Consider the following 4,163-nt stretch of genomic DNA (forward strand, 5'->3'; position numbering starts at 1 on the left):
CTGGCTGCTGCTTGCGCTGGCCATGCTCGCCTTGCAGGCGGCGGGACCTGCGCTCATGCAGGTCCTGCGCTTCGACCGCGAGGCCATCCTCGCGGGTGAAGCATGGCGCCTGCTGAGCTGCCATTTCGTGCATCTCGGCTGGGCGCATTGCCTGCTCAACGTGGCGGGCATCCTGATGCTGGCCGCATTCCTGCCGGCGCGCCTGCGCGCCTGGCAGGTCGTCCCGCCGCTGGCAGCGATGACAGGCATCCTGCTGCTGGCCGGCGAGCCCGGCCTGCAGCGCTATGCGGGATTCTCCGGCATCAACTATGGCCTTGCCGTGATCGCGCTGCTGCCGCTGGCATGGCGCCGCGACGGCCTCGCGGCGATCCTGCTGCTGGCGATCGTCGGCCGTGCCGGCTGGCAGATCCTGGCCGGGCCATCCACCGTGGCGGCCGCCTGGCTGGGCGGCCCGATAGTGGCCAGCGCGCATGGGTATGGCATCGCCAGCGGCTTGCTGCTGATCTGGCCTGGCGCGCGCGCGCTGGCCGCGCTGCGCCAGGGCCCGGTCCGCTGACCGCGGCAGGCGGGATTCAACCTCCCGCCAGCCGCCGCTCCATATCTTCGACCTCGCCCCGCTCCAGCCGCTGGCGCGCCAGCTTGCGCCAGCCCTCTGCCAGCGACGGCAGCGCCGCCATTGCGGCCAGCGCGCCGGCATCCAGCCGCTCCACATACAGCACGTGCAGCAGCCGCTGCAGGCTCCAGCCCGGGCAAGGCCGCTCGACCAGCACCAGGCTATCGCCACGGCTCAGTTCGCCCTCTTCCAGCACGCGGTAATACCAGCCGGTGCGCAGGCTTTGCTGGACCGCGCGCGCCATGCCGGCGTAGCCAAAGCGATGGTTCAGCTTCCAGCAGGGCTGGCGTGCCTGCGAGACTTCGACCAGGGCCCGTCCCAGGCGAAAACGATCGCCAATGCAGACGTTGGCTTCGGTCAGTCCCCCGCTGCTCACGTTCTCGCCGAATGCACCGGGCCGGGCGAGCACTTCGGCAGCCTGGCCGGAGAGCGTGCCCAGCTCCCGGCGCCAGGCCGGGTAGTGATCGAAGGCATAGTGATGAATGGCCTTTTCCGGGCCGCCATGGTGCCTCGGGTCACCCTGCCCGTCACCGGCCAGGCCCTGCGCAGTGACACGCACGGCGAATTCGACAGCCTGTTTGTCGATGCCGCTGGGTACGCCCTTGGGGCCGAAGGGGCGCACCTCGCCCAGCAGCACGCTCTCGATACGGGTGGCAAGCGGCGGCATCGCAGCCGCTGGCTCGCCGCTGCCGTTCGGCTGCGGGCGTGGTTGGTGCGGGGAAACGGAACGCGAGATGGAAGTCGGCATGGCGGCACGCATCCTGGTGGATCGATGCAAAGCGCCGATGTTAACGGCAAGCGGCCAGCCATGTACACCTTGTCCGCGCCAGGACCGGCCCGGAACCTGGAAAGCGGGCATGCCGGCGCAATGAATCACGCCGTGATGCATGCCCTTCCCTGCCCTGCGCCCGCCGCTATCGGCGCGTGCCAGCGGCCGGCTTCAGCACCAGGGTATCGAAGACCTCGTTGCCTGGCGCGCGGCGGCCCGGCGCCATGGTGATGTACTGCACGGCGGCCCATTTGTCGGTCCAGTCGCGGTAATGCGTGGACATCACGTTGCCCGACTGGCCAGTCGAGTCCATGAAGCGGGACTCGGACAGGTCGGACAGGTCGTAGATGGCACGCAGGCTGGCCGCGTGCACGCTCTCGAACGGGGCAGCCTCGTCGCGCAGGTTATGGCGCCCCGCGTTGATCGTGTAGGTGTCGCCGCCGCTGGGCACCTTGACGTTGAACAGCCCTGCCAGATAAGGCTGCTTGCCAAAGGGCTTGTGCTCCGAACGCGCGGCGTGGGCCGTACCCCAGCGCCAGCGCTCGGACTTGTCGCCGTAACGCCGGTCCAGGCCGGCGATGGCGTGGCGCCATGCGGTGCCGATGGCATCGTCGCAATCTTCCTGCGCGGGAGTCGTGCTGTCGTCGCACCAGAAAGCGCCGAGTCCGGTGGGATTGCGCAGCACATTCAGCATGGGCTGCTGCACGTTGCGCTGCTCCCACAGGCTGTTGAACAGGGCATCGCCCACCTTGTCCTGGAACAGCACGCGCGACAGTTCGCGCAGCCATGCGGTGGCGACCAGCGGCTCGGCCCGCTCGGGCAGCATATTGCCGTCCCATTTGCGCAGCGACTCGATCAGCGCGCGCTCGCGCGGAGCCAGCGCCGGGTCCCTGGTAAACGACGCTGACAGCAGCAACGGCAAGGCGTCTCGCACGGCCAGCGACAGCGTGTCTTTCTGGATCGCGCCGAAGCTGTCCATGGTGTGCTGCGCGGTGGCGTCCAGCAGTGTGCGGATGCGCTGGTAGCGATACGGCACGGTCCATTCGCTGGTGAGGAAGTAAGGGTAGTCGTCTTCGACGATCTTCTGGTTGGCGGTGGCGATCACGCCCTCGGGCGGATTGAAGCTGCGCGGAAGCTGGTCGAACGGGATAAAGCCGGTCCAGTCGTAGCGCGCATCCCAGCCAGGCGCCGGCGCCAGCCCCTTCAGGTCGTTGTCGGCGCGCCGCAGCGGAACGCGGCCGGGCGCGATAAAGCCAATATTGCCATCCACGTCGGCGTAGACGATATTCTGCTGGGGCGAATGAAAATCGCGCAGGGCTGCCAGGAAACTGGCCCAGTCGGTGGCGCGGTTCAGCGCCAGCCCGGCTTGCAGGGTATGGTCATCCGCGCGCAACGCGGTCCACTGGAAAGCGATGACGTATTGCGCCCCGAGTGGCGCCGCCGCGGTCGCCACGGGTTCCGCCGCGTCGGAGATCACCGGGCCGTGGCGTGACTCGCGCACGCTCAGGACCACGTCGGGTGCGCCCTTGACATGGATGGTCTCGCTGCGCGTGGTGAAATCGGCCCAGCCGTCCGGGGTCTGGTAACGCTGTGTGCTGCCCGGTTGCAGGCGTTCGATAAAGAGATCCTGCACATCGGGCGCGGTATTGGTGAAGCCCCAGGCGATGCGCTGGTTATGGCCCAGCACGACGACCGGGGTGCCGGGCAGCGTCGCCCCGCTGACGTCCAGTCCCGGTGCCTGCAATTGAGCGAAATACCATAGCGCAGGGGCCTGCAGCCCCAGGTGCGGGTCGTTGGCCAGCAGCGGCTTGCCCGAGCGGGTGTGCGCGCCCGACACTACCCAGTTGTTCGAGCCCATGCCCTCCACATAGCCAGCCGGCGCCCGTTCTTCGACACGGGCCATGGCGGTGGCCAGCGGCGCCAGGTGCCGGTACAGGCTGCCATAGTCCATGGTGTGAACCGGCCGGTCGCCGGGATACGGCGCCAGCAACTCGTTGATGCGCGACACCGGCAATACCTGCGCCAGGCGCATGCGCAGCGTCTCCTGCGTCCAGTTGCCGCCCAGGTCCCAGGCCATCATCGTCTGCCAGCCTAGCGTGTCGGCCGGCTCCCAGTGCTCGGGCTCCGTGCGCAGGATCAGGAATTCCGGCGGCAAGGGCCCCTTGCGGCTGTCGATATAGGCGTTCACGCCGTCGGCGTAGGCCTGCAGCGCGGCGCGCGTTTCGGGTGAGGACCGGGCAAGGATGGCTTCGGCATTGCGCCGCACGCCCAGGGTGCGCAGGAAGCGGTCGGAATCGAGCGCGGCCGGGCCCAGGATTTCGGCCAGGCGGCCGGCCACGATGCGCTTGTTCATCTGCAACTGCCACAAGCGGTCCTGCGCATGGACGAAACCGAGCGCGAAATAAGCATCCTGCGCACTGGCCGCCTTGATATGCGGTACGGCATGCCGGTCGCGGACGATCGATACGCTCTCGCGCAGCCCGGGCAGGTTGAGCGTGCCCGCAGTCTGGGGCTGCGATGCCTGCCGATACCAGACGTAGGCGCCAAGCGCGCCCGCCGCCGCCAGTACGGTCAACATCAATACCAGCCAGGCCAGCCGTTTGAACCAGCGCATCGATCCCTCTCCCCGCGTGGCGACATGGCGCGCCCGCGTGTTTGTTTATAGCTTTGTCCCGTGTCTCTTGCGTCGCGTCCCGCGCCCGCGGGTTCGCCGCACGGCTGTGGCTGGCGACGGGCGTCCGGAACCCGGGCATTATCGCCGAAGCCGCTGGCACGGGCTAT

Annotated in this window: 3 protein-coding genes; 1 reads left to right on the top strand and 2 read right to left on the bottom strand. The window is 68.5% G+C overall.

The genetic code is table 11. The annotated features are described in order from the left end of the window. On the top strand, positions 1 to 556 hold a 556-nt coding region (gene rrtA, locus P3W85_RS20215; protein ID WP_276266116.1), incomplete at its 5' end, for a rhombosortase. A gap of 16 nt (positions 557 to 572) precedes the next feature. On the opposite strand, the gene P3W85_RS20220 is transcribed toward rrtA, so the two are convergent. After that, entirely contained in the window at positions 573 to 1,280 is a 708-nt protein-coding gene (locus P3W85_RS20220) for an MOSC domain-containing protein (protein ID WP_035806473.1), read from the bottom strand. Between the two features lie 247 nt (positions 1,281 to 1,527). After that, positions 1,528 to 3,996: a penicillin acylase family protein gene (locus tag P3W85_RS20225; RefSeq protein ID WP_276266117.1), complete on the bottom strand. Its 2,469-nt coding sequence runs from the start codon at positions 3,994 to 3,996 to the stop codon at positions 1,528 to 1,530. Positions 3,997 to 4,163 lie beyond the last annotated feature (167 nt).

The sequence above is a fragment of the Cupriavidus basilensis genome, assembly GCF_029335485.1.
In the GTDB taxonomy this organism is placed as follows: domain Bacteria; phylum Pseudomonadota; class Gammaproteobacteria; order Burkholderiales; family Burkholderiaceae; genus Cupriavidus; species Cupriavidus basilensis_E.

Excerpts from the sequence above, each read along its gene's own strand:
- P3W85_RS20225 (WP_276266117.1), bottom strand. The coding sequence starts at position 3,996 with ATGCGCTGGTTCAAACGGCTGGCCTGGCTGGTATTGATGTTGACCGTA.
- P3W85_RS20220 (WP_035806473.1), bottom strand. The coding sequence starts at position 1,280 with ATGCCGCCGCTTGCCACCCGTATCGAGAGCGTGCTGCTGGGCGAGGTG.